Source organism: Treponema sp. (assembly GCF_051883275.1).
In the GTDB taxonomy this organism is placed as follows: Bacteria; Spirochaetota; Spirochaetia; order Treponematales; family Treponemataceae; genus Treponema_D.
Genome location: NZ_JBJETK010000074.1, coordinates 15,335 through 39,239 on the forward strand (window position 1 = coordinate 15,335; position 23,905 = coordinate 39,239).

Annotated in this window: 20 protein-coding genes; 12 read left to right on the plus strand and 8 right to left on the minus strand. The window is 42.8% G+C overall.

Features of this window, described 5'->3' with window-relative positions; all coding sequences use genetic code 11:
- The first annotated feature begins 266 nt into the window (after positions 1-266).
- Entirely contained in the window at positions 267-2,291 is a 2,025-nt protein-coding gene (locus tag ACI4L0_RS11160) for a DEAD/DEAH box helicase (RefSeq protein WP_439800334.1), read from the plus strand.
- Here the strand turns inward: ACI4L0_RS11160 and ACI4L0_RS11165 are convergent.
- Positions 2,256-2,420 carry a hypothetical protein gene (locus ACI4L0_RS11165; RefSeq protein WP_439800249.1) on the minus strand — a complete coding sequence of 55 codons (165 nt, stop codon included), beginning with the start codon at positions 2,418-2,420 and terminating at the stop codon, positions 2,256-2,258. The two genes, ACI4L0_RS11160 and ACI4L0_RS11165, sit on opposite strands and share 36 nt — an antisense overlap.
- Positions 2,421-2,435: 15 nt before the next feature.
- Here ACI4L0_RS11165 and ACI4L0_RS11170 point away from each other — a divergent pair, with 15 nt between their 5' ends.
- From ACI4L0_RS11170 to mtaB, 3 genes are read left to right on the plus strand one after another with little or no spacing between them, the layout of a single operon-like run.
- Complete coding sequence (locus ACI4L0_RS11170) at positions 2,436-2,798, plus strand: bactofilin family protein (RefSeq protein ID WP_439800250.1); 363 nt, start codon at positions 2,436-2,438, stop codon at positions 2,796-2,798.
- Between the two features lie 17 nt (positions 2,799-2,815).
- Positions 2,816-3,445, plus strand: a complete 630-nt coding sequence (locus tag ACI4L0_RS11175) for a tetratricopeptide repeat protein (protein ID WP_439800251.1) — start codon at positions 2,816-2,818, stop codon at positions 3,443-3,445.
- A 9-nt stretch (positions 3,446-3,454) separates the two neighbouring features.
- A complete protein-coding gene (gene mtaB, locus ACI4L0_RS11180; protein ID WP_439800252.1) occupies positions 3,455-4,942 on the plus strand; it encodes a tRNA (N(6)-L-threonylcarbamoyladenosine(37)-C(2))-methylthiotransferase MtaB in 1,488 nt (495 codons plus the stop codon).
- A gap of 10 nt (positions 4,943-4,952) precedes the next feature.
- On the opposite strand, the gene ACI4L0_RS11185 is transcribed toward mtaB, so the two are convergent.
- The 3 genes from ACI4L0_RS11185 to ACI4L0_RS11195 all read right to left on the minus strand — a co-directional run bounded on the left by ACI4L0_RS11185 (position 4,953) and on the right by ACI4L0_RS11195 (position 10,315).
- Positions 4,953-6,389: a hypothetical protein gene (locus ACI4L0_RS11185; RefSeq protein ID WP_439800253.1), complete on the minus strand. Its 1,437-nt coding sequence runs from the start codon at positions 6,387-6,389 to the stop codon at positions 4,953-4,955.
- A gap of 176 nt (positions 6,390-6,565) precedes the next feature.
- The gene (locus tag ACI4L0_RS11190) at positions 6,566-7,342 is read right to left on the minus strand and encodes an outer membrane lipoprotein-sorting protein (protein WP_439800254.1); all 777 of its coding nucleotides are present in this window, start codon (positions 7,340-7,342) and stop codon (positions 6,566-6,568) included.
- Positions 7,343-7,378: 36 nt separating this feature from the next.
- Entirely contained in the window at positions 7,379-10,315 is a 2,937-nt protein-coding gene (locus ACI4L0_RS11195) for an efflux RND transporter permease subunit (RefSeq protein WP_439800255.1), read from the minus strand.
- 317 nt (positions 10,316-10,632) lie between these two features.
- On the opposite strand from ACI4L0_RS11195, the gene ACI4L0_RS11200 reads away from it, so the two are divergent.
- Positions 10,633-10,992, plus strand: coding sequence for an ArsR/SmtB family transcription factor (locus tag ACI4L0_RS11200; RefSeq protein WP_439800256.1), 360 nt, complete (start codon positions 10,633-10,635; stop codon positions 10,990-10,992).
- Positions 10,993-10,996: 4 nt separating this feature from the next.
- Here the strand turns inward: ACI4L0_RS11200 and deoC are convergent, their stop codons facing one another.
- From deoC to ACI4L0_RS11220, 4 genes are all read right to left on the minus strand, one after another.
- The gene (gene deoC, locus ACI4L0_RS11205; protein ID WP_439800257.1) at positions 10,997-11,698 is read right to left on the minus strand and encodes a deoxyribose-phosphate aldolase; all 702 of its coding nucleotides are present in this window, start codon (positions 11,696-11,698) and stop codon (positions 10,997-10,999) included.
- 1 nt (position 11,699) lies between these two features.
- A complete protein-coding gene (locus ACI4L0_RS11210; protein WP_439800258.1) occupies positions 11,700-12,626 on the minus strand; it encodes an MBL fold metallo-hydrolase in 927 nt (308 codons plus the stop codon).
- A gap of 20 nt (positions 12,627-12,646) precedes the next feature.
- On the minus strand, positions 12,647-15,394 hold the full coding sequence (gene greA / locus ACI4L0_RS11215; protein WP_439800259.1) for a transcription elongation factor GreA: 2,748 nt from the start codon (positions 15,392-15,394) through the stop codon (positions 12,647-12,649).
- A gap of 102 nt (positions 15,395-15,496) precedes the next feature.
- Positions 15,497-16,435 (minus strand): hypothetical protein, encoded by a 939-nt coding sequence (locus ACI4L0_RS11220; RefSeq protein WP_439800260.1) that lies wholly within the window; start codon positions 16,433-16,435, stop codon positions 15,497-15,499.
- Positions 16,436-16,664: 229 nt separating this feature from the next.
- Here ACI4L0_RS11220 and rpe point away from each other — a divergent pair, with 229 nt between their 5' ends.
- From rpe to ACI4L0_RS11255, 7 genes are read left to right on the plus strand one after another with little or no spacing between them, the layout of a single operon-like run.
- On the plus strand, positions 16,665-17,300 hold the full coding sequence (rpe, locus tag ACI4L0_RS11225; protein ID WP_439800261.1) for a ribulose-phosphate 3-epimerase: 636 nt from the start codon (positions 16,665-16,667) through the stop codon (positions 17,298-17,300).
- On the plus strand, positions 17,291-18,202 hold the full coding sequence (locus tag ACI4L0_RS11230) for a tetratricopeptide repeat protein (protein ID WP_439800262.1): 912 nt from the start codon (positions 17,291-17,293) through the stop codon (positions 18,200-18,202). The genes rpe and ACI4L0_RS11230 overlap by 10 nt, the downstream gene beginning before the upstream one ends.
- Positions 18,202-19,431, plus strand: a complete 1,230-nt coding sequence (locus ACI4L0_RS11235; RefSeq protein ID WP_439800263.1) for a hypothetical protein — start codon at positions 18,202-18,204, stop codon at positions 19,429-19,431. The genes ACI4L0_RS11230 and ACI4L0_RS11235 overlap by 1 nt, the downstream gene beginning before the upstream one ends.
- Positions 19,432-20,553, plus strand: a complete 1,122-nt coding sequence (locus ACI4L0_RS11240) for a tetratricopeptide repeat protein (protein ID WP_439800264.1) — start codon at positions 19,432-19,434, stop codon at positions 20,551-20,553.
- 43 nt (positions 20,554-20,596) lie between these two features.
- Positions 20,597-21,205, plus strand: a complete 609-nt coding sequence (locus ACI4L0_RS11245) for a phosphoribosyltransferase (RefSeq protein WP_439800265.1) — start codon at positions 20,597-20,599, stop codon at positions 21,203-21,205.
- 5 nt (positions 21,206-21,210) lie between these two features.
- Positions 21,211-23,280 carry a hypothetical protein gene (locus ACI4L0_RS11250; protein ID WP_439800266.1) on the plus strand — a complete coding sequence of 690 codons (2,070 nt, stop codon included), beginning with the start codon at positions 21,211-21,213 and terminating at the stop codon, positions 23,278-23,280.
- Between the two features lie 5 nt (positions 23,281-23,285).
- Entirely contained in the window at positions 23,286-23,885 is a 600-nt protein-coding gene (locus ACI4L0_RS11255) for a ribonuclease HII (RefSeq protein WP_439800267.1), read from the plus strand.
- Positions 23,886-23,905 lie beyond the last annotated feature (20 nt).

Below are 23,905 nucleotides of genomic sequence, written 5' to 3' on the forward strand. Positions count from 1 at the left end.
AGCCTGAGTGTTTTTGGTGATTAATCAGCAGTTTTTTAACATTTTTTGCGTTTTTATGCTTTTTTACTTGAATAGAATTGAAAAGTTTTATATACTTTGCATACATTTTATATCATAAGCATGTCAGATTGCAGCCGCTTCTTAGGCTTTGCCAGGTAAAAAGGAAAATCAAGTAAAAACAGATATTTTCAAGCGGTTCCGGTCTTTCATGTAAGGAAAAGGGATCGTTTATGGAAGATTTAGAAGAAAAAATTGACGGGGGTATTATGCCCTCAGAGGATTCACAGGTTTCTGCTGAAAAAACAGACACTTCAGCAGCTGAGCCGGAGACAATTTCGTTCGCAGACCTCGGTCTTGATGAAATCACACTTGCCGCTATAGAAAGAAAGGGCTTTAAAGTTCCTTCGCCGATTCAGGTTCTTGCAATTCCAAGGCTTTTGAACGGCGATGCGAATGTAATTGCAAAGGCCCGCACTGGAACTGGAAAAACCGCTGCGTTCGGACTTCCGCTTGTTCAGGATCTGCGCGAGGAAAGCGACCATGTGCGCGCTATAATACTTGAGCCTACACGCGAGCTTGCAATGCAGACCGCCACAGAAATGGCTTCGTTCACAACAGGAAAATATCCTCGCACTGCGGTTGTTTACGGCGGTGCTTCAATGGGCGAGCAGATGAGGGCTCTGCGGCGCGGTGTTGAAATTGTTGTCGGAACTCCTGGCCGTGTTCAGGATTTGATTGACCGCGGTGTTCTTGATATCAGCAAAATCGACTATTTTATTCTTGATGAAGGCGATGAAATGCTCGACATGGGATTCATCGAGGACATTGAGAATATTTTTGAATGTGCGAACCAGGATTGCCGTGTTCTCCTGTTCAGCGCGACTGTTCCAAAGGAAATTCTGAAAATCGCCCAGCGTTTTATGGGTGAATACGAGATTGTGGAAGAGGAAGGCTTTGAAGAGGAGCCTCTTTTAATCGAACAGAAATATTGGGTTTTGCGTGAGAGCGAAAAAATAGAAGCTCTGGTGCGCCTTATAGATATTTCGCCTGACTTTTTCGGGCTTGTATTTGTCCAGAGAAAATCAGATGCGGATTATGTTTCAAAGTCGCTTGACGAAAGAGGATACGAGGCGGCCGCCCTTCACGGTGATATTCCGCAGGGACAGCGCGAGAAAATTCTTGCACGCTTCCGCTCAAAGAAAACCAGAATTCTTGTTGCGACTGATGTTGCTGCGCGCGGAATTGATATTGAAGGTGTTACCCATGTTGTAAACTACGAGCTTCCTTTTGACGGCCCGACTTATGTTCACCGCATTGGACGTACTGGACGCGCCGGTGCTGCCGGTATGGCTGTTACTTTTGTGAAGCCGGAGGAAACTCGCAGAAAGCTTAATTATCTTATCAATACAGTTAAGAAAAGCTCCAAGGGAGAAATGGTTGAGGACAAGGTTCCTTCTATAGAAGAAGTTCTTGAAGCAAAGAAGAGCCGCCTGTTCTCTGATATAAAAAACAAGCTCGGACTTGACCGTGTTCATTCTGAAGCGGCCGATTCAGTTTCTGAAAATGACGAATCTTCTTCAGAGGAAAAGCTTCCGCACCTGAGAAAGGGCGATCCTATTTTTGACAGATTTGCTGAAGAGCTTTGCAGCGGCCAGAATCCTGAGGAAGTGGTTGCTTCTTTGCTTGCTGTTTCTTATGGCGGAATGTTGAACAAAAACCGCTATGGAAAAATCAACAGCTATTCAGTTGAAAAAGGCCGTGACAGGGATCGCGGCGGACGTCGTGAGCGCGGTTCAAGAAGAGGCGGAGATGCTTTTGTCGGCGAGGATCAGCTCAGGCTTTATGTTCAGATGGGCTGGGATGATGGATATAATCCAAGAAAAATTGCGGATTTCTTCCATGATTTGCTCGGTGTTCCGGGGCGCAAGGTTGATGCCATTGACATGGCCGACAAATTCTGCCTGCTCACTCTTCCGGCTGACGATGGACGAAAGGCAATAGAGCTTTCAGAGCGCGACCGTTCTTTGCCGCACATGCATCTTGATACAAAGGTTACAGGAGCCGGGCTTGGCGACCGTGATTCATTTGGACGTGACCGCGGCTCAAGAAGAGGCGGACGCGGAAGAGATCGTGGTTTTGGCCGCGACAGAGATTTTGGCGGACGCCGTGACCGTGACAGGGACAGAGGCGGTTTCCGCGGCGGTTCCCATGCAAGAGCCGGTGTTCACACTGCAACACAGAGAAGCGGTTCGTCTTCATTCTTCAAGAAGTCTGATGCGCAGGAATACTGATTGCTGAATAATCGGCTGGCCTTGAAATATTTCCGAGGCTGGCTGTTTTTGTTCGGAGGAATTAATGGCACTGCCGGAAAAAGGCGGTGTCTTTTTTTTTGCTGCCGCATTGACTTCATTGCGCTTCATCAATAAAATAAAGAAATGTACGAAATAAAAGATTCAAAGCCGTTTGATACAGACGAAGAAGATTTTGATACTGTTATGGCTAGTGATATTTCTTTCACTGGAAATATTCGTTTTACCAAGCCTTTTATGATAAGGGGCAGGATGAGCGGCACGATTGAAGCTTCAAGCGATTTGCTTATTGACACAAATGCCGAAGTCAATGCGGATATTTCCACTGACCGTGTTCTTGTGCGCGGAAAAGTTGTAGGGAATATAAACGGCAGAAAGCTTGTTTACGTTGCTTCAACCGGCTCTGTTATAGGCGATATTTCCTCTGCTCAGGTGGTTCTTGAGCCGGGGTCTGTGTTTTCGGGAAAATGCTCAATGTCTGAGATGTAATGCTTTCAAGGTGATATATGACTGGAAAAATAAATACTCTGTTTTTTTTATTTGTTTTTTTTGCTTCGGCGGCTTTTTCACAGACAGCCCGTCCGGACGCTCTGAAATTATACCGCGAGGGAAAATACAAGGAAGCTGTGTCTGTCTGCGAGAGCGAGCTTTCTGCCAATCCGAATAACATGGATTCTTATGCCGTGCTGTGCTGGTCTTTGGTTGGAAACAAGCAGTACAAGGAAGCTGAGCAGAGGGCTATAGAAGCCAGAAAAATCAATGCCTATGACATCCGCTTGATTGAAGTTTTGGGCGAGGCGAAATTCTATCTTGGAAAAAATGCGGAAGCCCTTGATATGTTCCAGCGTTATGTCGCTAATTCTTCGGAAACTGCCGCCAGGCTTGGAACTGCTTATTATTACATGGGTGAAATTTTTGTCCGCCAGACAAAATATGAGCACGCGGATATTTCTTTTACAACCGCAGTGAAATACGAGCCGACCTACAGCGCGCACTGGTGGACACGCCTTGGATATGCGAGGGAAATGTGCGGCGATTACAAGAATGCCATTGCCGCCTATGACAGAGCGCTTGGCCTGAATGCCCAGTATTATGATGCTGTCCAGGGAAAGAGCAGATGCCAGACCCGGCTTTAGCTTTAATTCATGAAAGGAACTGTTCATTTTGAAACTTTAGGGTGCAGGCTTAATCAGGACGAAACGGAAGGTGCCGCCAGAGCGTTTTCTGATGCGGGATTTTTTTCTGATTTGACGCCGGTTTCTTCAGGCTCTGAAATTTCCTGCGGTGTGATTTTGTCTGTGGTGAACACCTGCACTGTCACTGGAAAAGCTGAGCAAAAGGCCCGCAGAATCATCAGGCTGCTCCTTGAAAAATTCCCCGAAGCCCCTCTGATTGTAACCGGGTGCTATGCCGAGCTTGGCGCGCCTGAATTGCTTGCGATTTCACCGGGCAGGCTGATTGTAATTCCCGGCACACAGAAATATATTCTGAAGGAAATTGCAGCGGCCATGAACGGAGGTGAGCTTGATTTTGCAGCCGGAAAATTCAGCGCTGGGTCGCTCCTGTCATTTGTTGAAAAAAAATTTCTTTTGCTCAGGAAAATTTCCCCTGAAAAGAAAATCCCGGCGGCGGTAAATCCTTTTGCGCTGTATACTCCGGTTTTTGAAAAGCACAGCCGCGCCACACTGAAAATTCAGGACGGCTGCAATAATTCCTGTTCATTTTGCGCAATTCATTTTGCAAGAGGAGCCTCGGTTTCACTTGAGCCTGAAAAAGTTCTGGAGCGCGCCCGGGAAATAGAAAAAAACGGTATTGCGGAAATTGTGCTTACCGGTGTGAATCTGAGCCAGTATGCCGGAAAAACTGAGTCCGGGGATGTTTTTGATTTTAAGGCTCTGCTTTTATTTCTTCTTTCCGGCACTGAAAAAGTAAAATTCAGAATTTCTTCTTTTTATCCGCAGCATATTACAGAGGATTTGTGCAGGGTTCTTGCTGACCGCAGAATTCAGCCTTTTTTTCATTTGAGCATTCAGTCCGGGAGCGATTCTGTTTTACATTCAATGCGCAGACCCTATAGCCGTGTGCAGGTGGAAAACGCGGTGTTCCTTCTGCGAAAATTCAAGGAGCTGCCGTTCATTTCCTGTGATATAATCGCAGGCTTTCCGGGGGAAACTGAATCTGACTTTGAGCAAACCAAAGCTCTGTGTGAAAAACTGAATTTTGCCTGGATTCACGCGTTCCCCTTTTCACCGCGTCCGGGAACAGAAGCATTTTCAATGCCTGGGAAAATTCCAGAGCGGATAAAAACCGAGCGTGTCAAATGGCTTTCAGAAATTGCCGTTGCAGGAAAAATTTCATATATAAAAAGCTTTGCAGGAAAAAATGTCGGCGCGATTGTGGAAAAAAGAATTTCAAAAACTGCGGAAGGCAAAACTGTTTTTCGCGCTGTTACAGAAAATTTTTTGCACGTGGAATTTCAGTCTGAAAAAAAATTGACCGCCGGAACAGCTGTGCGTGTTAAGATTGGCTGTGCGCTTGAGTCCTTTATAAGAAGCGGAAAGGAAACAGACTGCTCTGCTGAACTGATTGATGCAGACATGAGCCAGACACAAGTTCAGCCTGGTTCATGCTGAATTTTTCTTTTTAAAATTTGCAGTTGATTCCTATGTTGATCAGACTGTTGTCTTCCCACTCATAGAATTCGCTGTCTTTATCCTTGCAGTGGATATACATTCCGCTTAGAGTCATCGTCAGATTTCCATTTGGCTTATATGCGATTTTTGGCTGGACAATAAGGTCGCCGCGCTCGATTCCCCAAAGCGTTGTAATTTCCGGTACAATTCTGCTGTTCATCCACGAGTCTTCGATTTTAAAGACAAGCTTGTTGTTGGTATATCCGGCCTCGTCATAGTCTACATCATAATATTTTGAAACCGGTATTTTTTTTCCCTGCACAGAAATTTCCTTGGTGTCTTTGATTTTGTTTCCCTTGAAAATAAAAGTTCCTGTTTCCTGTATGTTTATGTTTATATTGCTGACCGGAATATCAAAGTCAAATCCTGCAAGCCAGGCGATGCTGTTGTTTCGCACCCATGGATCGTTTCCTTCGATGTCATCTGTCAGGTTGTAGGCGAATTCTCCGCGCAGGTTGAATCTTCCTGCTACGGTTGCGGCTTCGACTCCAAATGTCTGTTTCCAGTCGTAGTCAAGGGAAGGTGTTTCAGTTCCGGCCGATGCGAGTGTTCTGCTGAAATCTGCGGAAGGCTGCTTGTAATGTCCGTAGTAGTAGCTCACGCCCCAGTCAACAGCACCGGTTGTCCCGGTGAGCCTGAGTCCTGCCTGTGTGTATTTCAGTTTTTCTGTGTCGGGGTAGATTGAATCCTCTTTGAATTGCGCGGCTTTTTCAATATCCCAGCCGGAAACGATTTTCTTTATATTCGATGACAGGGTTGTGTAGGCGGCAGGTGTCCAGATGCCTTCTTCAGCGAATCTGTCTTTTTCCATGTACGGAGTCCAGATTCCTTCAAGGCGAAGATCATTTTTTTCAAATGAATATATAGCTCTGAGCATCGGGGTGCTTAGCCTGCGGTCAATGTAGTCCGGCATGATAAAATCCGTGTAGTCGTCTGCATTGAAATTGTCGAGAACGTGAAGCTTGTCGCCTTTTCCCCAGACAACTTTCATTTTTCCAGCTTCAAGCTTGCAGTTTCCAAAGTAGCCCCGGATTGTCATTTCGTCTATGATGTCCTGCGGATAATCCTTGATTGTATCTTCGTCGAATTTCAAGTGGATTTCTGCATCCAGATTTGAATCTGAAAGGCTGGCAGAAATTTTTGCAGACGGAATAGATGTAACGGGGAAATCTGAAATCGAATCATAGTCTGAATCTTTTTGACCTTCGTATTCCGGTTTGTCAAGATACATTCTGCATTTTAGTTCGCCTTCAGCATTGAATGTAATTGACGGTCCTGATTCCTGGAAATTTCCTGTGCCGTCCGGAAAAGTTCCCCAGTCGTCAAAATCCTGTGAATAAGCAGCTGAACATAAAATTGCCGCCGCTGCAAAAATTATTTTTTTCATGAAAAGCTCCCGTAAAAGTCAGAATGGAATCAGCAGTCTGAATACAAATGGCGAGCCGTGTTGTTTGCATAAAGTATCGCAGCCGGATTTAATTTTCTTTATTGCAACAGCTTAAAACTCGCCTGAACCTCTAAAATCTTTGGAATGAATTTCAGAGGTTGCCATTGTATCCTGTTTTAGAATTTTCCTGTGTTAAGAAAATCCTGGGTGAAGATTTTGTCACTGAGATTCGCCTTTACATCTATTCTTATAATTTTGATGTAAGTTGAATGTTTTTCCTGAATATTTTCAAGCTTGTTTTCCATTGGAATATTAAATCCGTCGATATTTTCAATCTTATAAACATTCAGGATTTTTACAAGCTTTCCGTTCTTGTCAAAAAATTCCGTGTAAACCGGACAGTCCGTGGCTTTATCGACCCACACAAGTCTGTAGCTGTATTGGCTGCTTTTTGGATCAATAGGAACGTTTTTTACAACTTCGCAGTCGAATCCGTTCTTTGTGTCTTCCTTTATAAATTCATGAGTGTCCTCTTCCATTTCACGGGTGGAAAGATCGTCGTAGGTTGCATCAGTTCCCATGAAGGATTTTGAGCCTTCGCTTGAATTTACGCGCCTTGTGTTTTTCAGCGCAGGAAGATAAATCCACTTGTCATCCGCGGCATTTTTATTTTCAATTTGAAGAAAGCGTGTGTCCTTTATATTTGCAGGAGAACGGAAATCCATGACAGTGCTTGTTATGTCATTTTTGTTCCGGCCGTACTGCAATATATTTCTCTGCTCTGTGCTTCCGTTTTTGTCAGTCAGTGTCATTACAACCTGTGAGCGGCTGTAGTTTGGCTTTGCAATATCGTGTGTCCGCTGCATGATTTTATCGCCGCGCTCGTCTGCAAATGCTGATACTGCTGCAGCAAATGCCGCTGCAAGTGTTAATGTTTTCAATGTTAATCTCATTTTGTCCTCCATATTTTTTCTGGATTATCCAGTGTTTTATTTTTTTCTCGGCTGCATGAATTTTGGATCTGTAAGATTTAAAATTCCGGGGATAATGGTCATTGCAAGGAAGCTTGATGTGAACATTACGATTGCTACCAGAATTCCGATATACCGCAGAACGATAAATTTTGAAAGTGTTAAAACAAGAAATCCAAGTCCAACGGCAATGGCATTTGTAAGAATTCCGCGGCCGCTTTTTTTGAAGGTTTCTTTAAGAACTTCAACAGTGTTATCGCTCTTATGTCTTTCTTCCCTGTAGGTTGTCATAAAGTGAATTGTATAGTCAATGCCAACTCCGACTGCCACAGAAGCTATAATGCTTGTTATAAAGTCAAGGTTGATTCCATAGAATCCCATCGTCATATAGTTCAGAAGAATTGAAAACAAAAGCGGAAGCGCTCCAAGAATTCCTGCCCAGCATGATCTGAACGAAACTGCGATAATCAGGAACACGGAAAACAGCGACAATGCAAGGCTTGTTATCTGGCTTGAAAGAATCATGCTTGTCATTCTGTGTTCCATCTGCGCTGAGCCTGTTGCTTCAAATGTATAGCCCGCAGGAAAATGTTCCGCCGCATAATTTTTGGCATCTGCAATTATCACACCGCTTTCTTCCGATGAATGACTTCTGAGCTGACAGGTAATGCGCATTTCCTTTGGATTCATATCATCGTCAATAAATCTGTCGAGCGAGCCGCTTAAAAGTGTGAGGTAGTTTTCAACAACATTTTTAAGTTCCTCTTTGGATGCAACCGGATATTTTGAAGTGCTGTACGGAATTTCATAATATGCGCTTCCGTTATAGTTCATTTCCTGCATAAGCTGGCTGACAATTTCTTCAACGCTTGCATACTGTCCGCCGGCTTTGATGTAGGCATTGTTAAGTAGCTCAAGAATTTGCTTTACTGTCATTGTCTGTTCAAGCTGTGAAGCATAGGCGATATTCGGATCAATAAAATCCACAGGGGCGGCGGCTGTTGTCTGGCTGCTCTCTTCTTCTGTTCCCCAGCTGTCCCAGTTGTCATTTTCTTCAGCAGAAGTTTCATTTTCCTCATAGCCCCAGTTGTCCCAGCCGTCTTCAAATCCGGAGCTGCTTTCTGGTTCTTCGCTATAGGATGCAGCCTGCGCACCCGGAACATGCCAAACCTGATTTATTTTTTTTATGAATGTTGTGAATGAAATAATTTTGCCGATGTTCTCATGCCTTGAGTAAAGGTAATGCTCCATGTTGTCCACAGCCTTCAATAGCTCAGGATTTGAAACGTCTCCTTTTTCCTGTCCCTTGATTATAAAGAACAGGCTGTTTGAGCCGGCGTAATTCTGGTCTATGTAATCAACATCCTTGCGGAAACTACAGTTTTTGGGAAAGTAGTTTATGAGCGCAGTGTCTATTTTCAACATTCTAAGACCAACGAACGAAAGTGTGATTATAGCTATTGAAGTCAGCACAAGCCTTGAAGTGGATCCGCAGAAAAATCTGTAGATTAAATACAATGTATCGCTTCTGGCTTCCTCTTCTGTTTTTCCTCCGCGCTGAATTCTTGCAAGCTCAAGGCGGCGTTTGGCTTTTTCCATTTTTGCCTTTACCTTTGCGGTGAGCTTGTCAATGCTGCGTTCTTTTTTTATTGCCTTTCTGTAGTCTTTTAAAAGAAGAACTGCGGGAATAAATGTTATTGAAAGGAAAAGCGAAATGAAAACTCCGAGCGCAGTGAATACAGCAAAACTATGCAGCGGTCCGAGCGGACTTGTTACAAGTGATATGAAGCCAACAATGGTGGTGATTCCTGCAAGAAGAACAGCGACAAAAACTTCGTTCAGTCCGGAGAAAATACAGTCCTCGTATTTTTCTTTTGTCATTTCTCCTTCAACATTTTTTATGGCAATGTAATAGTGCGAAAGAACATGAATTCCGTATGCCGAACCGACCGCAATTAAAGCAACTGGAATAACGCTTGCAATCAATGTGAATGTCACTCCGAAAAATCCCATCATTCCAACAGAAATCAAAGTTGACATTAAAACAGTGCAAAGCGGAAGCAGCATACCCGTCAACGTTCTGAAACTTATGTACAGCGAGCATAAAACTATTACTATTACAAGAGGAATCAGCACTAAAAGATCAGAAATCATAAACTGCTTTGATTCATCAGAAAGAACAGGCTCTCCTACAAAAATAACATTGAGGTGATGCCCGTCAGTTTCTTCATTTACAATTCCCTTTACTTTTGAAAGGACTTTCTGCTGCCGCATGATGTCAGTGCCGAGTTTTCTGATTTCGGACTTTGCAGTTTTTATATTTGATTTTACCTGGCTGATTTCATTGTTTATTTCGGATTTGTTTTCCGCTGTTTTTCTCTGCTGCAGAAGTTCATAGAGCCGTGCCTGGTTTTCTTCAAGCAAAATTGTTTCATCGCTTTTTGGGCGGAGTGAAATCTGCATCTGCATTCCTGTGCAGTCATCATTCACAATTACACGGTTGTACATATCATGCCATTCCATGATACGTGACTTCAGCTGAAAAATATCCTGCTCAGAACCTGTGTAGGTGTCTGGAATTAACTGTGTTGCAGAAATCGAGCCGTTTTCGTCGCAGACATAATCGATGTGCGAGACGGAATCAATGTCCTCAACTTCAGGAAGCTCAAGCAGCCTGTCTGTGATTTTCCTTGTAACTTCAATGTATTCCGGCGTAAGTATTGTGGTGCCGCTTTTTGTTTCAAGTATTATTCCTATTGAAAGCATGCTTCCGAATTCATCTTCTGTTTCTGTGAGCAGGGCATAGGATTTGTCCTTTTGCGGAAAGAATGAGCGAAGTGAATTCTCAAGAGCAAGATTTTTAAGGAACACTCCAAAGAATCCTGTGATAATCACTGTTGTGGCTATGATAATCCACGGATGCTTAAAAAAGCTTTTTAGAAATTTTTGGTTCATAAAATCTCCAATAAAATGCAGATATTTTGCAAAGTTAGTTTTCAGTTTTTTCTGCTAAAATAAATATACTCTATTTTTTATTAAATTCAATACTTTTATGAAAAAAAGTTTAATTATTTAAACTTATGAAAATTTGAAAATTTGTCGCAAAAATTGAATGTTTTATAGTTGTTCTTTAACAAAAAATGCAGGTAATTCACTGTCATGATACTTGACTGATGGGCATGTTTGTTATTAAATTTAATAGACATCTCTAGGAATTGGAGTTCCAAATTTCAGATAGAAAATTCAATGCAGCAAAAGGAGCTTGTAAAAAAATGCCTATAACTAAAACTGAATTAAAAAAAGTGCATGAAATGTTTTCAAAGTGCGGTCCTTTTTTTATAGCTCTTGGCGACAGTGTGCGGCAGAAGCTGCTTTTGGATATTGCTGACGCCGGTGAAAACGGAATCAGCGTTATGGATTTAACTGCCAAGTCCAACCTTTCCCGGCCTGCCATATCGCATCATTTGAAAATTCTTAAGGATTCAGGTTTTTTAAAGTCTGAAAAAAAAGGCACATGGGTGTTCTACAAAATTGCGATAACAGAAAATTTCGAGGAAATAGGCAGACTGGTTACTGAAACCTTGAAGATAATAGAAAGGGTAAGAAAGCAGGCCAAAAAAAGCGGCCGTTGATTTTTTAGCTTTCCTTAAGCCCTTCTACGATTTGAATTCCTGAGCTTGAGCCGATTCGGTTTGCTCCGGCCTGAATAAACTGCAAGGCTTCTTCCGCAGTGTGAATTCCTCCGCTGGCTTTTACGCCCATTGTGTTTCCGACTGTTTTCCGCATAAGTTCCACTGCATGAACTGATGCGCCGTTTGGCTTTTTCATTGAAAATCCTGTCGATGTTTTTACAAAGTCAAACCCGGAATCCTTTGCGCAGATACATGCATTTATAATTTCTTCATCTGACAAAAGTGTTGTTTCCAGAATCAGTTTGGTGACGATTGATTTTTCCTGCTCTGAGAACATTGCGGCTTCCCTGACACTTTTTGTAATTGCGGAAAGCTGAGCGGCGAGTGTTTTCCAGTCCTGCGCTTTTACAAGTCCAAGGTCGCATACAAAATCAAGCTCGGAAGCTCCGCCTGTCACTGCAATGTCCGCCTGTGAAAGTTTTGTTTCCAGTCCGCCTGCTCCAAGCGGAAAATCTATGACGGTGCAGACTTTGGTTTGCGAGCCTGAAAGAATCTGCGCTGCCAGCGGAACAAAAACTGGATTTATGCAGACACTTGCAAATCCGTATTCCTTTGCCGTTTTGCAGAAATCCTCTGCCTGTTTTTTTGTTGCTTCGGGAGAAAGAAGCGTCTGGTCTATGAATTTTGCAAGTTCCTGTTTTGTCATTTTAAATTCTCCAAAAAAGTTTGTTGTCTATAATTTCGCATCTGATTTTGCCTTCGTGTTCCATGCAGGAAAGGTAGGAGCGCAGGGTTGCGCCTATCAGATAAAAGGGAACGACTTTCATTTTTATTGATGAATAGTCTGCGACGGCTTTTAAAAGTAATTCCGTTGTGCAGAATCCTTCCCTGATTTTTTTCAGAATGAGCGACTCGAATTCATAGGTCACCATTATGTTTATTTCCGCAAGCGCATTTATTGCTTCAAGCGTGCATTTTGAGCCGTGGCCGGGAATGTAAAAATCAGATTTTATCGAGGCGATTTTTCGGACTGACTGCCTGAATTCCTTTTGATTGCAGAGAAAGGGAATCCATGTTTTGTTCAGAAGCTCAGCGCCAAAAAAACTGTCGCCTAGAAAAAACGAAAGTGTTCCGCAGCTGATGTCCCGGACAAGGATTCCAATCTGCCCAAAAAAATGCCCGGGAAGAAAATAAAATGTCATGGAAACATCGTCCGCCATGATTGTTTCTTCGCCCAGAATTCTGTCTGAAAAAATCGGCTGCGGTGTAAATTGCGGAATATCGAATTCCTTTAGCAAAGCCCCTCCGCAGTATATCGCTCCTGTCAGCGCGGGAATTTCCATTATCCGGGCAGCCTCCGCCGAAGCCCAAAGCTGCGCTCCGCAGTTCTTTTTAAGGTACAGCGAGCCTCCGCAGTGGTCAGCGTGTGAATGTGTGTGAATTACAGCCTTTATTTTTTTTCCGGGAAAAAGGACTTGGAGTGTTTCAGCAATGAATTTTCCGTCTTCCTCAGACTGTCCTGAGTCTATAAGGAAAATTTCATTTCCGCTGAAAACAACTCCTATGTTTGTAGAGTGGCAGAACATTCCGACATGCGGTGAAAGTCTTAAAAATGAATTTTCATTTATGGACATTGTTTTGCCAGCTCCGTTTTTTAAACTCCAGCAGCCTCTATTGATTTCACAGTGAAATCATATTTATGCTCGTTGATTGTAAAGGTTCTGCGCTCTCCTTTCTTCATGTCAAGCAGGTTGTTGCCCAGCGGTGAAAGGTAGGAGATGATTCCTTCGTCAACATTCGATTCCCACGGCCCGAGGATTGTGTAAACGTTATCCTTGTTTTCAAGATGATTTTCGAATGTAACTTTTGTGCCAAAGGAAACAATGGAAGTTGTGGCTGTGCTCGGATCGAACACAACAGCGCGCGCAAGCTCTTCCTTGAGTTTTGAAAGCTGTGCATTCAGGCGGCTCTGTGCTTCGATTGCGGCGTGGTATTCCGCATTTTCCTTGAGGTCTCCCTTTGCCTTTGCTTCTGCGATTTCCTCCGCGATTTTCGGAAGCTGTGTTTTTTCAATGTCCTCCACAAGCGCGCGCTTGACATCGAGCATTTTTGCTGTAACAAGAAGTCCTTTTGGTGTTTCCTGCTTTATTTCGGCTTCCTGGAATTTGAAGTCAGGGTATTTGCCAAGAATTCCGTTTCTCAGAGCTGCCTTGTATTTTGGCTCGAGGTCTGTGAGGTCGCTGACCATTGTGTACATTCTTGTAATGACATCGGTTGAATTTGCAAGCATGTAGCTGAGCATTGCATTCTTGTCTTCGTTCAGCTTTCCGCCGAAAAGAAGCGCAGTTGCGGCCTTTATAGTTTTTGTGTTTTCAACAGTGTTGACGTGGTTGTTCTTTTCACGGCAGCAGACTGAAATTATATTTACAAGAGTTACAAGCTGCTTTTCCTCTGAAATTCCGGCTTCAGTAAACCAGTCCTCTGACTTACATTCAGCGATAAGATAGATTGCCGCGTTCCTGTTGTTCCTGTAGTCGTTGAAAATGTCCTGGACAAGATGAACTGCCTTTTCCTTTTTATCAGCGGAAATAATTTCTGCAATGATGTTTTTGTCCAGCACTGTAGGGAAGAGCCTGATATACTGGCTGTCCCAGTCCTGGAGCATTTTTATGTTTGCAAGGAACATTTTCTTGAGATGTGTGTTCTTGGTGTCCTTGAGCTTTGTGTACATTTCAGATGGATTTTCAATTTCTGAATAAAGCTGTGAGAATGTGAATTTAGCCGGATTTTCAAGCGCGGAAATTCTCTTTACAATTTCCTGCACAACAAGGTACGAAGCCACTGTCTGCTCGTTGACTGAAGAAAATGCCTTGAGGTAATTTGCAAAGTAGCTGAACATATCGGAGAACTGCTCGTCCGAAGGATCTTCTATTGCATCGAGGTAGCGGGAAATTATATCGATTCTCGGGAAGAATTCCTTGTTTGCCTTGAATTCATTTGCAAGCCGCTCGGATTTGCTGAGCTCCCTGTCGCGTACGGTGTAGAAATTCACATCGTTTGGATTTACTCCAAAACTTGGATCTTCGGAAAGAATTTTCTGCGCCTTGGAATGCCAGCTTGTCCATTCGCTTGAGCTTTTTGTCTTTCCGTCCTTTGACACGCTCTGGTCTTTGAGAATTGAAGGAACAAGCTCCGCCTTTATGTGCTTTTCGTCGCAGTTGTTGTTGTAGCTTTTTATGATTGTTTTTAAAGTCCACGGAATATCGGACTTCACTTTTTTTACAAGCTCTTCGTGCTTTACGGTTTTCTTGTAAACCTTGATGTGGTCTTTTGCAAGAGGCTGGAGCGCGCTGACTGCCATTTTCAGTGACATTGTGTGAACTCCGGTTTTCTTTCCGAAGTTGATTGTAAGAATGTCGCCTTCAACTTTTGTGATTATTCCTACGCCCCATGTTCTGTGGAAAACATAGTTCTTTGCGTCGAATGCGATGTGCTTTTCAAAGTCGCTTATCGCCTCGAATACATTGCGGAATGACTGCTCGAGGTTTGAGGATTTTATGTAGTCTTCAAGGTGCGAGTGGTCTGCGTATTTTCCGCGGAAGCACTCTGTGATTTCCTTGCGCGCCCAGGAGTCCTTGCTGTCAATTTCAAGAATAAGCTTCAGTATTGTGATTGCAGTGTCCCACTTTGAAGTTTCCTTGTAATATTTGTAAAGCTCCTGCATGAGAGTTGCGGACTTGTCCTCGCTGATTGTCTTTGCAACCTTGCGCTGAACAAGCATAAAGAAGTCAAGCTCCTCCGGAATATAGGAAACAAGAATTGACCATACAGATTTTGCAGAGCCGATATTCTTTGCGGAAACAAAGCGCAGAAGGGCTTTTTTGTAATAGTTTACCGCGACTTCTCTGTTTCCCTGTGAGTTGTACCGCTCCGCCAGAATGCGCGCCATCTCAGCTTCCTCGAAGTCGAGCTTTACGATTTTTTCATACAGTTCCCAGATTCTGTCGTCATTTGAATTCTTGTAATACTCCGCCAGCTTTCTGAGAGCCAGCTTGTTCTGGGGGTCTTCCTCAAGTATTGAAGTGCACAGGTATTCTACAAGAGATTCCTTGTGGTTCTTTTCAAAAATTTCAAAAAGCGCATAAAGAGAGCTGGTGTCTACAGAACCTGTCCGCATTGCAATCATGCCGGAAAGATAAAGAGCTACAATACTGTCTTTTGTGTGCGAAAGCTGCTCATCGCAGAGATCCTTGATGCTGTACTCGCAGTTCTGGCTCTTACATTCCTCAAGGATTTTTTCAAGCTCCTCGATGTTGTTCTTTGTGAAGTTTGTAATTCCGGCTCGTGTCCATGTTTCTGCCTTCAGCATTTCGCGGACAGAATTTTCAAGTTCTTCAGACATAATGTTTGCTCCTAATTTTTATGTTTCCTCAATTTGGAAATTTTTTATTTTTATCAAAATCAATTCTAAAAAACCACTGAAAATGATTTTTTGAAATTCCGGTTAAAGGTTTCCGTACCTATACAAATCATGGATTTTAGGATCAAGAATTTTCATCTTGAGCATGATTTCTGAAAGTTTGCTGGATTTTTCCTTGGATGAAAGATAATAATCTATAAGCCAAAAATAAAGATTCAGCAGCCTCGGTTTTATAGCATCCTTGTTGCTTCCCGGGTCTTTCATTTCACTTTCCCTTGCGAAAATTTCCTGCCGCAGATGTATTACTTCCTGCGCCCTCAGAATCCGCTTTACTGTAAAAACATCAAGTATTACTCCATAAACCGCAACCCATTCCTGTAGGATTTCACCGGTGTATCCAAGCTCTTCGACCTTTGCGATGAGAGCCTTTATCATCGGGGAGTCCAGGAAGGAAAAATCAATTTTCTTTGCATCTATATAAAATGCTTCCCTGAAAAGCATTTTTGCATTTTTTGTTTCTCCGCACAGAGCATAGCAGTCTGCAACTTCAGCTACAACAGCGGCCTGCCCCGGCAGTGTGCAGTTTGCATCCTTGAGCAGCTTGAGCGCAATTTCGTAAGACCCCAGCTTTTTGTAGCACAGCCCGGTTTTCCGTAGGATTTCAGACTTCAGCCTGCTGTCTTTTTCATCCGCCGCTTTGCTGTAACATTCAAGCGCAAGTGAAAAAATTCCCTTTCTGAAGGAATAAACGGTCTTTTCGTTTTTTTCTTTTTCCCTTCTGGTTATGTAGACAAACTGCTTCCATTGATTTAAAAGCGTTTCCCCCTGCTCAAAGCTGGAAAGCCCGGAAATGGAATTCAGCGTATCAATCCAGAAGCTACAGCATTTTATTGAAAAAATAATGTTGCTGTCGTCCAGATCCAGTGGAAGCGCCGCTTCGAGTAATTTAGAAGCCTCTGATATATTGCAAGTTTCAATAAGCTTGAACGCATTGCAAAGTGCGTTTTCCGACTGAATATCCATAACTTTCAATTATATATATTTAGAGGATTTAGTCAATGTGATTTTTTTATAAAAAGGGGTATTATTTATAATGGTTTTTTGCTGTTTTTGTCAATACTTGTGCAGCAAACTGCTTGAAAAAATCTCATTTTAAATTCTCGCGGAAATTTCTGGATTCTGACATTCCCCGGGAAGTTTTTGTGCGGTAAAAATCATTGATAAATAATTGGAATTTATTTATCATGGCTTTATGAAAAAAAACAGCCGATTTCTTTCGCCGTCGCTTTTGTCCGCGGATTTTTCAGATTTAAATTCAGCCTTTAGATTTATAGAGGAAAAGGGAAGCTCCTTTGTTCACGTTGATGTGATGGACGGGCATTTTGTTCCCCAGGTTTCTTACGGCCAGCCTGTCATCAGTTCTATCCGCAAATGCACTGCTCTTCCGTTTGATGTGCATTTGATGATTGAAAAGCCTGAAAATTCAATTCTTTCCTATATAGATGCAGGAGCTGACATGGTTACATTCCATGCCGAGGCGACCTGCCACGCTGACCGCTGTATTCAGCTCATCCATGATGCCGGAAAAAAAGCAGGTGTGGCATTGTGTCCTTCAACTCCCCTGTGCGCTCTGGAGGAAATTCTTGCCGCTGTGGATCTTGTTCTTGTTATGACGGTGAATCCTGGCTGGGGCGGACAGAAACTTATTCCATATACTATTGAAAAAGTTCGAAAACTTGCCGATATACAGAGAGAGAAAAACTTTAAATATCTTATTTCTGTAGATGGCGGCATAAATCAAGATACCTTGGAGGATGTCCTTGAAGCGGGAACAGATATTGTTGTTTCCGGCTCGTCATTTTTCAGGGGGAATTTAGAATGGAAATAAAAAAACGCTTTGCTGTTGCTGTTTCTCTGGTTCTTTTTTCTGTGATTCCATTTGCCTTTGGGCAGAAAAAATCAAGCGGGGCTTCTGATGCGCTTGCATCTGACTCTTTTGTGCAGGGGCTTTTGTGCTATAGGGACAAGGCGTGGACAGATGCTGCTGTGTTTTTGAGGCAGGCTGCTGAGTGCGAGGAATATTCCATGGACTCAACGTGGTATATGATAATCATGAGCCTTGTTTACTCGGAGAATTTTTCTTCCGCGGTGAATGACTGCGATTATTTTATTTCACTGTATCCTGAAAGCCGGCTGCTTCCTTCTGTTGAATATCAGCGTGGAAGGGCTTTGCACAGCGCGGGGCAGAACGACAGGGCGGTCATGGCTCTTGCCAGCTTCTGCAATGAATACCCGGACAGCGGAATGTATTCTTCTGCGCTCTATTGGATAGCGGAATGTTTTTACGAGGACTACGATTATGAAACCGCACGCTCTCTGTACGAAAGAATTGTCTCTGATTTTCCGGAAAGCACAAAGCGCAGTGACGCTGAATTCAAGCTTTATCTTATAACCCAGCGCGACCGCGAGCAGAAGCTTCTGTATCTTCTGAAGATGACCGGTGAAGAATATTTGAGCAGCCGGGAAAACTACGAGCGTGAGCTTAGAACAATGCAGTCAGAGGATCTTGCCGAGCTTAAAAAGCAGCTTCGGATTGCAAACAGCCGGATAAAGGAGCTTGAGGGAAATGTTTCCGCACCGTCGCCTTCTTTTTCAGCTGTGCGCGCAGAATTCTCCGAGCCTGACATTTCCGCTTTTTCCGGGAATGTGGAAAATGAAGAAATGTATTCACTGAAAGAAAAGGCCGCTTTGATTCAGAAGCTGCTCGATGAAAAGTACGGAGGAAAATGATGAAAGTGAAATTCTGCGCCTTTGCGTTTTTTGCCGTTTTCAGCTTTGCGCTCAATGCCCAGAATGAAGGGCTTTCCTTTGTGTTTCAGGAAGAGGCTGAAAATGAAAAAAAGGAAATCCCGGCTTATTCTGTGGAAAAAAATATTGTGATTGACCGCGACGAAATTCGTCTTGCGCTTGACAGCACATCAGGCTCTTTTTCTCTTTATGCGCTGCCTGAAAAGGGACGGGAGATTGCGCTTCTTTCAAACTATGATTCTGGATCGGCTTCTTTCTTTGCGCTGAAGGCTGGACGAAAGGAATATATTCTTGCACGCGGAACTGGGGTAAAAACTGAAGCCCGCCGTACACCGCTTGGTGCGCAGATGGCTTATCTTATTCCCGATGTTGCGCAGGTTGTTGTTGATTTCAGTTTTCTTCCTTCAATTCCTAATTCAACAAAAGATGACATGCTTAGAATCACCGTTTACACGATAAACCTGGGAAAAAACATTCAGTCATTTGCCTTGAAGGGTGTGTTTGATACTGTGCTTGGCGAAAATACTCTGGCTCATTTTTCTACGGCGGCCAGAAGCAAAATAAATTCTGAATTTCAGTTTTCAGATATGTCAGATGATTTGTGGATACGCTCAAGCAATGCAAATGCCGCCATTCAGTTTCTTCTTGACGGAGAGGGAATAAGCCGGCCGTTCAGTGTTTCCCTTGCAAACAAGGAAAGCCTTTCTAATTCCTCGTCGTGGGTTCCTTCTGTAAAAAACGGAAAGAGTTTTTCTTCTGTGCTGTCGTATAATAATTCCGCGGTTTGTGTGAACTGGGGAACTGCATATCTTGATCCGCTGAAGACAGATGCCATAGGATTCTTTATTTCCGTTGCCACAGACGGTGAGCTTCCGGCAGGAAAGAAATTTCTTTCTGACCTGAAGAATGGAAAAACAATGCTGGGAATTTATTCCAAGATTGCCGTGCCAACCACCGATGTTGCTCCGGCTCCGACACATCTTACTGCGCAGGAGGCCGGGCTTTCAGAATCGGAAATTCATGATTATACAAAAGACGGTTCTCCGTTTGTTGAAGTTACAGAAGAGCAGCTTGATCCTGAATATATCCAGAGTCTTCTTGATCATATTGCCTCTCTTTCAAGTGATGGAACTGGCGTTGACAAGGAAGAGCTTGCGCGCTTGAATTCGGAGCTTGATTCTATTCTTGCAAAGCTTGGAGTTGACAGGTAAATGGGACGCTCCAATTTGGATACTGCAAAGCATCTCATAAAGCGCAGGAAATTTGATCTTGCCATAAGCATCCTTGAATCCAACGAGGATCTTTATGACGGCGATTTTGAATATTACCTTGCTTTGGGGATTGCTTATCTTTATGCAGATGTTCCTGGAAAAGCTTCCCAGAATTTCAGAAATGCACGCGAAATAAAAATACGGAACACGCAGCTTCTTTTGGGACAGGCTGCTATTTTTCTGAGGCACGGAGAAACTGACCGCGCCCTTGAATATTATCTTGATGTGCTTGACATTAATCCGGGGAATTCCGTTGCCCTGGCAGCAATGGAATTTATCAGGCTTTACGGAGATTATACAACAATCTGCAAATGGGTTGACACCGGCGATATAAAAAAATTTTATCCGCCCATTGGAACAAATCCTGATATTATCAGAAACTGCGTTTTTGCGGGGCTTTTGGCCGGGCTTGTGTGTTCAATTCTTATTGTGAATGAGCCGTGGAAAAACATAAAGCCCGTCCTCACTGAATTTGAATCAAAATTTTCACTTTCGGTAGAGGAAAGAAAAAATCCGCTCCAGACAAATATTTCGCCTGAAAATTTTTTGCTGAAACTGAATGCCAGCGAAGTTTCTTCTTCATTCAATTCTGCAAAAAAATATTTTGGCGAAGGTCGGGACAATGCAGCGCAGGTTGAGCTTAACAGAATTTTAAACAGCAATGCGGCGGAGTCGATAAAAAGCAAGTCGCTTGAAATGTCCAGGCTTTTAAAGGAACCTTCGTTCAGTTCGCTTAAGGATAATTATTCGTATTCTGATGTGATGGAAAATCCTTTGCTCTATCAGAATTGCTACGTTATCTGGGACGGCTCATCGGTTAACGAAAGTGAAAATTCCGATGGCTCATGGAGCTGCATGCTTTTGGTTAATTATATTCCGTCTGAAAAAAAATTAACTTCGGTGGGGTCGGTGAAAGTTGTTTTTGAAGTTCCGCCGAAGCCGCCCGTAGATCAGGAAAAGCCCGTGCGTTTTTTGGCGCAGGTTAAAATTGAAAATGGAGAGCTTTATCTTTTGGGGCGTGGAATTTATCAGCCGCTGCGTGGAAAAACTCTGGAAAAATAAATGCAATATATCCGTATTCGGAAATTTTTTTTGAGGAAATTTTATGAAAGAATTTTTGCCTTATGACACTGTAAGAATTGACGCGCTCAAGCTTGCGCACAGAATTTATCAGAAGGATAATTTTATTCCCGATGTGATTTACACTTCGCTTCGCGGAGGCGCATACATGGCCAATGTAATCAGCGAATATTACAAGGTGGCTCTCAAAAATCACAAGCCGGTTCTGTATGCCGCTGTTGTTGCAAGAAGCTACAATGATGTTTCGCAGCATTCTGCTGTCAGAATTGACGGCTGGACTTATTCCCCTGACTATCTTAGAGCCGGAGACAAAATTCTTCTTGTGGATGATATTTTTGATTCCGGGCGCACTTTGAATTACCTTGTTGGAATTCTTCTGGAAAAGGGAGTTCCGCGTGAAAACATAAAAATTGTTGTGCATGACTATAAGGTTTACAAATGGAAGGAGCAGCTTCCGATTCAGCCTGACTATTGGTGCAGAAAATTTGAAATTTCAAATCCCGAAGAAAATACCTGGATAAACTATAACAGCCATGAGCTTGTGGGACTTACGCAGGCGGAGCTTGAAGAAAATTTCTACAAGCCTTATCCCGAGCTGCGTGAAGTTTTAGAACCTATTTTTAAGGAAGAATAAAATCTATGAAAGAACACCGAATGAAGAAAAAAATCATCTGCCTGCTGATGGGCTTTGCGGCCAGCGGACTTTTTGCATTTGATGAAAAAAATATTTTAAGTCCTGTTTCCGGTGTTTGGAAAAACAAGCAGGCACTCGTTTTAAATCCTGAAAAGGGAACTGATGTTTACTATTCTTTTTCAGGCATGGATCCTTATGTTTCCGGATTTTTTTATGATGCGCCGGTTCTCATAGATCAAGCGCAGGATGTCGTGGTAAATATCGCAGCGATATCGCAGGACGGAACACGAAAAGATTTTTCCATTAAATATAGTGTTGAAGAAAATTCCGCCTCTGAGTATAGCGAGCAGTCAAAAAAATTTGTGGATGCAATAAATGAAAATCCTCTGGTTCCTTATGTTTCTGGAACAGATTTTTCCATTCCGCAGGAATTCATGTATTCGCTTGACAGGGCAGTGCCACCGTATTTGAATTCCGTGCTTTCTCTTTCAGTCCTGAATTCTGCTGAGCGTTTTGTTCCGTGCTTTGTTTCTGATTCTGGCGGCGCGAATCTTTTTTGCTTCGTGCTTCATGTTCTTCCCCGGGAAAATGAGCTGTCCGTGGAATCTGATTCCGTTCCGTTTGAAATTTCTGACTGGAGCAATATTTCTTTTAAGGACAAAAATTACATTTATAAAATTGATGATGGCAACTGGAAATCTCCGTCTGAAATTTCATTTATCGACAGAAGCGAAGCCCATAAAATTTTCTGGCAGCCGCTTGAGTTCCAGCCGGGAAACACAGTTTTTGAATATACACTTCCAGAAAAGCCTTCCGTTGTGTCTTCAAGAAATGCAAATGGCTCCATGGAATTTCTTATACAGGGAAATGAAAAATTTACTTTTGAAAAAAATGCGTCCTCGGTTGTAGCTGAGGCTTTTAACAACGAAGAAGTTTCATCGCTTCTTTCACTGAAAATTTTTTACAACGGAAATTATCAGGGATGCGAAGAAGTTTCTTTTGAGGCAGACAGGCTTCCGCCAAAAGCACCAGAAATTGTTTCGATGGCTTCGGGAAAATTCATTAGAAAACCTTTGTTCAAAATTCTTTCTGAGCCGGACACTGATGTTTACTATGCTTTGAGCAGTCCGATTGAAATTCCAGATGGCTTTATTGAAAATGTGCAGAATAAATTTGAAAAAGCAAAGACAGGAAAATTTGTTTTATACAATGGAAGTAAAATTTCCTTCAAGGCTAAAAATGACAACGCCGTGCTTTACAAGATTCGTGCTTATGCAGTTGATGCGGCCGGAAACAAAAGTGAAATTTCCGAGCAGAAAATATTTGTGGATGAAATAAATTATTATCTTTCTTCCGAAGCGCGTACTGAGATGCAGGACGGCTCGTATGACAATCCTTTTTCTTCCTTTGAGCAGTTTGTTTCAGTTTTGAATTCCGCTGAAAGAAAACTCAGGCTCCATGTTTACGGAAATATTGAAATTCCTGACAGGGAAGTTTTGATTTCAAGGGCCTGCTCTGTTGTGGGGCATGACGCTGTTCTGCGGCTGGAAAGCAATGCTGTTCTGAAAATTGAAAATGCGCTTGCTGAATTTGAAAATTTGTTTTTTGAAAAAAAATCCCGGGATAAAAGCCAGCCTGTGATTTTGTCTTTGAATTCCACGGTGAAAATTTCCAACTGCGAGCTTTCTGCTGTGTTTGAAAAAAGCGGCCTGCTGATTGACTTGAAAAATTCTTCAGCCAGTCTGGAAAATTCCGGGTTTACAATTCTGGCTGCTTCCTATGCCTGCGGACTTTCTGCGGAAAATTCAAAAATTTCTTCTGGAAATTCGCGCTGGACTTCAACTGGCGATTCTTGCTTTAATGCTAAAATTTTCGGGGGAAGCGCTTCATTCAGGAATTCGTCTTTTTCGCTTATTGGAATTTCGGGGCGCGGAATTCAGTTTGTTGATGGACGTGGCAGTGTGAGGGAAAATGAATTTTTTGCAAGGCTTTCAGATTCAACAAGCCGGAGCGAGCCTGTTTGGAGCAACACGAATTCTGTTGCCGCTGAAAAAAATATCCAGAGGGGATTTTAGATTTTATGAATTTTATCGCTGGAATCGATGAAGCTGGAATAGGACCTTTGGCCGGTCCTGTTGTTGCGGCCTGTGTTATTCTGCCGGATGATTTTCCTGTTGAAATTCTCAATGACAGCAAAAAGCTGAGCGAAAAAAAACGCAGCCTGGCATTCGATGTTATAAAAGAAAAATCCTGCTGGGGAATCGGAATTGTAAGTGAAAAAATTATTGATGAGATAAATATTCTTCAGGCTGACTTTAAGGCTATGCGAATTGCATTTGACATGATGATGGAAAAACTTCCTCTTTGGTGCAAAAAAAATTCTGTTGATTTTTCTGCACTGGCGGAATCCATGGAAATAATTGTGGACGGAAATAAAATTCCTTTTGAATATAATCCGCCTGTGAAAGCTGTTGTAAAGGCGGATTCCAAATTCACATCTGTTATGGCTGCGAGTATTCTTGCGAAAGTACAGCGTGATAAAATCATGGTTGATTATGATAAAATTTATCCCATGTACGGCTATGCAAAGCACAAGGGCTATCCGACACAGGCGCACAAGGAAATATGCCGTCGCATAGGACCTTCTCCCATTCAGCGGCTTTCGTTCAACTATAACTGATTGCTTTTATCTTAATCAGC

Excerpts from the sequence above, each read along its gene's own strand:
- deoC (WP_439800257.1), bottom strand. The coding sequence starts at position 11,698 with ATGACAAAACAGGAACTTGCAAAATTCATAGACCAGACGCTTCTTTCT.
- ACI4L0_RS11235 (WP_439800263.1), top strand. The coding sequence starts at position 18,202 with ATGAAAGTGAAATTCTGCGCCTTTGCGTTTTTTGCCGTTTTCAGCTTT.
- ACI4L0_RS11170 (WP_439800250.1), top strand. The coding sequence starts at position 2,436 with ATGTACGAAATAAAAGATTCAAAGCCGTTTGATACAGACGAAGAAGAT.
- ACI4L0_RS11255 (WP_439800267.1), top strand. The coding sequence starts at position 23,286 with ATGAATTTTATCGCTGGAATCGATGAAGCTGGAATAGGACCTTTGGCC.
- greA (WP_439800259.1), bottom strand. The coding sequence starts at position 15,394 with ATGTCTGAAGAACTTGAAAATTCTGTCCGCGAAATGCTGAAGGCAGAA.
- mtaB (WP_439800252.1), top strand. The coding sequence starts at position 3,455 with ATGAAAGGAACTGTTCATTTTGAAACTTTAGGGTGCAGGCTTAATCAG.
- ACI4L0_RS11195 (WP_439800255.1), bottom strand. The coding sequence starts at position 10,315 with ATGAACCAAAAATTTCTAAAAAGCTTTTTTAAGCATCCGTGGATTATC.
- ACI4L0_RS11175 (WP_439800251.1), top strand. The coding sequence starts at position 2,816 with ATGACTGGAAAAATAAATACTCTGTTTTTTTTATTTGTTTTTTTTGCT.
- ACI4L0_RS11250 (WP_439800266.1), top strand. The coding sequence starts at position 21,211 with ATGAAAGAACACCGAATGAAGAAAAAAATCATCTGCCTGCTGATGGGC.
- ACI4L0_RS11190 (WP_439800254.1), bottom strand. The coding sequence starts at position 7,342 with ATGAGATTAACATTGAAAACATTAACACTTGCAGCGGCATTTGCTGCA.
- ACI4L0_RS11165 (WP_439800249.1), bottom strand. The coding sequence starts at position 2,420 with ATGAAGCGCAATGAAGTCAATGCGGCAGCAAAAAAAAAGACACCGCCT.
- ACI4L0_RS11160 (WP_439800334.1), top strand. The coding sequence starts at position 267 with ATGCCCTCAGAGGATTCACAGGTTTCTGCTGAAAAAACAGACACTTCA.
- ACI4L0_RS11200 (WP_439800256.1), top strand. The coding sequence starts at position 10,633 with ATGCCTATAACTAAAACTGAATTAAAAAAAGTGCATGAAATGTTTTCA.
- ACI4L0_RS11240 (WP_439800264.1), top strand. The coding sequence starts at position 19,432 with ATGGGACGCTCCAATTTGGATACTGCAAAGCATCTCATAAAGCGCAGG.
- rpe (WP_439800261.1), top strand. The coding sequence starts at position 16,665 with ATGAAAAAAAACAGCCGATTTCTTTCGCCGTCGCTTTTGTCCGCGGAT.
- ACI4L0_RS11185 (WP_439800253.1), bottom strand. The coding sequence starts at position 6,389 with ATGAAAAAAATAATTTTTGCAGCGGCGGCAATTTTATGTTCAGCTGCT.
- ACI4L0_RS11220 (WP_439800260.1), bottom strand. The coding sequence starts at position 16,435 with ATGGATATTCAGTCGGAAAACGCACTTTGCAATGCGTTCAAGCTTATT.
- ACI4L0_RS11245 (WP_439800265.1), top strand. The coding sequence starts at position 20,597 with ATGAAAGAATTTTTGCCTTATGACACTGTAAGAATTGACGCGCTCAAG.
- ACI4L0_RS11230 (WP_439800262.1), top strand. The coding sequence starts at position 17,291 with ATGGAAATAAAAAAACGCTTTGCTGTTGCTGTTTCTCTGGTTCTTTTT.
- ACI4L0_RS11210 (WP_439800258.1), bottom strand. The coding sequence starts at position 12,626 with ATGTCCATAAATGAAAATTCATTTTTAAGACTTTCACCGCATGTCGGA.